The sequence below is a fragment of the Bacteroidales bacterium genome, assembly GCA_018334875.1.
Classification (GTDB): domain Bacteria; phylum Bacteroidota; class Bacteroidia; order Bacteroidales; family UBA12077; genus JAGXLC01.
On the sequence record JAGXLC010000405.1, the window covers coordinates 1 to 3701 of the forward strand.

Annotated in this window: 3 protein-coding genes; 1 reads left to right on the forward strand and 2 read right to left on the reverse strand. The window is 41.0% G+C overall.

The window, feature by feature from the left end; translation table 11 throughout:
• Positions 1 to 357 precede the first annotated feature (357 nt).
• On the forward strand, positions 358 to 981 hold the full coding sequence (locus tag KGY70_18850; GenBank protein MBS3777262.1) for an AAA family ATPase: 624 nt from the start codon (positions 358 to 360) through the stop codon (positions 979 to 981).
• Positions 982 to 1045: 64 nt separating this feature from the next.
• Here the strand turns inward: KGY70_18850 and istB are convergent, their stop codons facing one another.
• Entirely contained in the window at positions 1046 to 1783 is a 738-nt protein-coding gene (gene istB / locus KGY70_18855; protein ID MBS3777263.1) for an IS21-like element helper ATPase IstB, read from the reverse strand.
• Positions 1784 to 1799: 16 nt separating this feature from the next.
• Positions 1800 to 3347: an IS21 family transposase gene (istA, locus tag KGY70_18860; protein ID MBS3777264.1), complete on the reverse strand. Its 1548-nt coding sequence runs from the start codon at positions 3345 to 3347 to the stop codon at positions 1800 to 1802.
• Positions 3348 to 3701: the final 354 nt, after the last annotated feature.

Sequence of the window (3701 nt, forward strand, 5' to 3'; positions counted from 1 at the left end):
ATATATCGAAGAAGAATCTCGTGTTTGGGATCATGTCTTTAACCGGCCTATTTTGGGATAAAAACTCTTAACCATGGGCTAGTGGGATGGAATTTCATTTATCCCTGTGGATTTTTAACTGCAACTGGGAAAAGGAAAAAATAGAGATGAACCATATGAATTGAATAAAATCAAGCACCGAAAGCAATACCGGAAAACCCGTCGGAAAATTAGTCTCTCCTGGGAGAGAGCCAAAGAAACTGATGAAAATAAACAGTGCTTTAAACATGTTTTAGCGATTTATAAGCCAAGGTTTTATATTAGACTATTTGTTCATGAACAGCTGGTTCAAATGTTAAAAGGTATCTTTATCACAAAATCGATTGGAACGACCGGTTAATTATTATAAAAGGAGCGCGAGGTGTTGGTAAAACAACACTGATTCTTCAATATATAAAAGAAAAGTTCGCTTACAATGACCATGCCTTGTATGTTAGCCTTGATGATATATGGTTTGCCGAAAACAGGCTGGTAAATCTTGCAGATGAATTTGTGAAAAATGGTGGTAAGTATCTTTTTATAGATGAAGTTCACAAATATCCGGATTGGTCGCGTGAGATAAAAAATATTTATGATGATCATCCGGATTTGCATTTAATCTTAACAAGTTCCTCGGCACTGCAAATACTGAAAGGGAGTGCCGATTTGAGCAGACGTGCTGTAGTTTACAGTTTTAATGAAATGTCTTTGAGAGAATATATCCGACTTCATTATCATATAGAGCTTCCGGAACTTACTTTAGATCAAATTTTGAATGACCATATAAATCGAGCTGCTGAAATAACGGACAGCGTTAAACCGATCCGTGTATTTAATGAATACCTAAAATTTGGCAGTTATCCTTATTCTAATGAAAACAAGCATACGTATCTGCAACGCCTTCTGAATACAGTTATATTAACCCTGGAGACTGATATGCCTGCCATGGTTATTTCGGTCTGATTGTGCCAGGCGTTTCGGTCAAAATGTGCCAGTCTGAGAGAGGGTACAATAATACAAAAAATAGTTATTGTGTTTCCAAAATTCCTTTACGTAAAGAGTCCCCTTTTAAGTCAATTCGATGGGATGAGTTTACCAATCGATCGAGTATAGCATCGGCAATGGTTCCTTCCCCAATGATGTCATACCATACCGATACTGGGATTTGCGATGATACAATGGTGGATTTTTGATTGTACCGATCATCAATAATATCCATTAGGGTTTCCCGATCTTGTTTGTCAAGCGATTGAAGCCCAAAGTCATCTAATATTAACAAATCCATTTTAGCGAGTTTGTTGAGTTCTTTCATGTATGTGCCATCCGCCTTCGAGAGCTTAAAGCGTTTAAAAAGTCGCGAAGTAATCGTGTAAAGCACCTTGTATTCCAGCATGCATGCCTGATTGCCCAGGGCTTGTGCCAGGTAACTTTTGCCAACACCTGAAGGCCCGGTAAAGATGAGATTTTCTTTGCGTGTAATAAAATCTAGCGAGGATAGTCTTTGGAACATGTTTTTATCCAGGTTCCTGTTTTCGTTGTAACTCACCTCGGCCAGTGAGGCCTTCTGACGAAAACCGGCTTGTTTAAGCAAGCGTTGTATTTTTTTGTTTTGCCGCTCCTCCCATTCATGGTCGGTAAGCAAAGCCAGGTAGTCATCGGGTGTAACATCGGTTAGTTGGTTGTTTTTTACATGCTGCAGGTGCAACTCGGCCATTGCATTGATGCGCATTTTTTTGAGTTTTTCAATAGTCTGATTGTTGTTCATAATATGTGAGTTTAAATTATTCATAGGCAGAAGCACCCCGGATATTTTTGTGATTGGGAATGTGTGATTGAGCGGGATCCTCCTGCTGGTTAATCGCTTTATCCAGATTATTTTTTAGAATATTCTTAATGCGATGGTATGAGTGTGTACCTACCTCAATGGCTATTTTGCAGGCATCATTGAGCCGCGTTGAGCCATATTCACGGTGCAGCTGGATTATACCCATGGCACGTTTATAAGCCGTTTCTGGATAGTCAGTCTCTTTGAATAAACCGCTAATACTCTCTTTTACATGTTCGCCATGCTTGGAGGCCATATTCTTAAAATAATCGGGACTCCATTGTTTGTAGAACCTGTGAGTGCTGCAAAGGTGGTCTTCTATGGTAATGTAAATCCCTGGTGCCGGGTTACGTTTGTGGCTGGCGATACGCTGTTGGTTATAAAAAACCTCCACTGTTGATTTTGTGTATTGTATCTGGGTACGTTTGCTAATGTAGCGATAAGGTACACTATAATAATTTTTGTCCGGGGAAAAGTAGATATAACCGGTCTTTTGAACCTTAGCCCTGCGGTAATCTTTCATCTCGTAGGGTGAAGATGGTAACGCTTTGAGATGTTCCCGCTCAAAGGTTTGGAACAGTTCCAGGCGGCTTGCCTGCCGGCGTTGAAGCAGCATGTTATTATAGGCAGCCAGAAGGCGTCTTATTTCATCGTTGAGCGCCTCGAGTGAGAAGAACGTCATCTGGCGGATGGGATAAAATATACGCTGATAAGCAAGGTTTACCGCGCTTTCCACCAATGCCTTATCTTGAGGTGAGTACCCGCGGGTTGGATTAATAGCGCAGTTGTAGTGACGAGCAAGGTCTTTAAAGGATCGGTTGATATCCGGCTCGTATTTGCTGGCCCGCGTGACAGCTGATTTTAAATTGTCTGAAACGATGGCTTTAGGAACACCGCCATAAAAAGATAAAGCATGGGCCATACAGCTTATCAGATCCTCCCGTTTTTGACTCAAACAAGCTTCTATGTATGTGTATTGGCTGTGGGGCAATATGGCCACAAAAACTTCAACAGGGATGATCTCTCCAGTCTCCCGGTCGGTAACCTGCAGCTTCTTTCCTGTAAAATCGATGTACAACTCATGGCCTGGTTTATGCTCAAGCTTCATGGAACCTTTCTCCCTGGGATACTTCCGGTGATAATGTTCCATAAACTGGGTATAACTGTAAGGAGCTTGAGCCTGCTGGCAATACTCATTGTAGTGGTACAGAAACGTAAATCCCGGATGGCTCCGTTGCTGGTTCATCTTTTCAAAGTAGAACATCAGCTCATTGAAGCGCGGGTTTTTAATAGTGGTGTGAGATGGGAAAAGTCTCTGAAAGGCTTGATTTTCCATGGCCAAAAGCTCTTCCTTGCTATGCTTACTGGCATTGAAAAGCTTAACGTAGCTGTTTACAGTATTGCGATGGATATTGAGGATTTCACTTATTTTCCGGTTGCTAAATCCATCAAGGTGAAGGGATAAAATCTGTTTCAAATCCATAAGATCAAGTGTGTTGGCCATATCGCTTTTTATTTGCGAAATAGCGATTTTTTACCTGATCTCTCAAACTGGCACATTTCGAACCGAAATTAGGCCAGCGTTCGCCTAAAAAAAGTGGCACATTTTAGACCGAAATCACTGGCACAATAAAACCGGAATCGGTGGCACATTTCGAACCATAATAACCATGCACCAAAGATTCAGTTTAATTCTGCTTTTTCCCTGCTATTTTTAGTAATCTGGAGAAGTTGAGATTGATGATGAGCTTTCATTCACAACATCTAAATGATCAATGAAGGAATAAGCGCTATCGGATTCCGATTGGTTTGCATTATCCATCGGTTGAGAGATTACTACCCCTTGGAATAGTTTGGG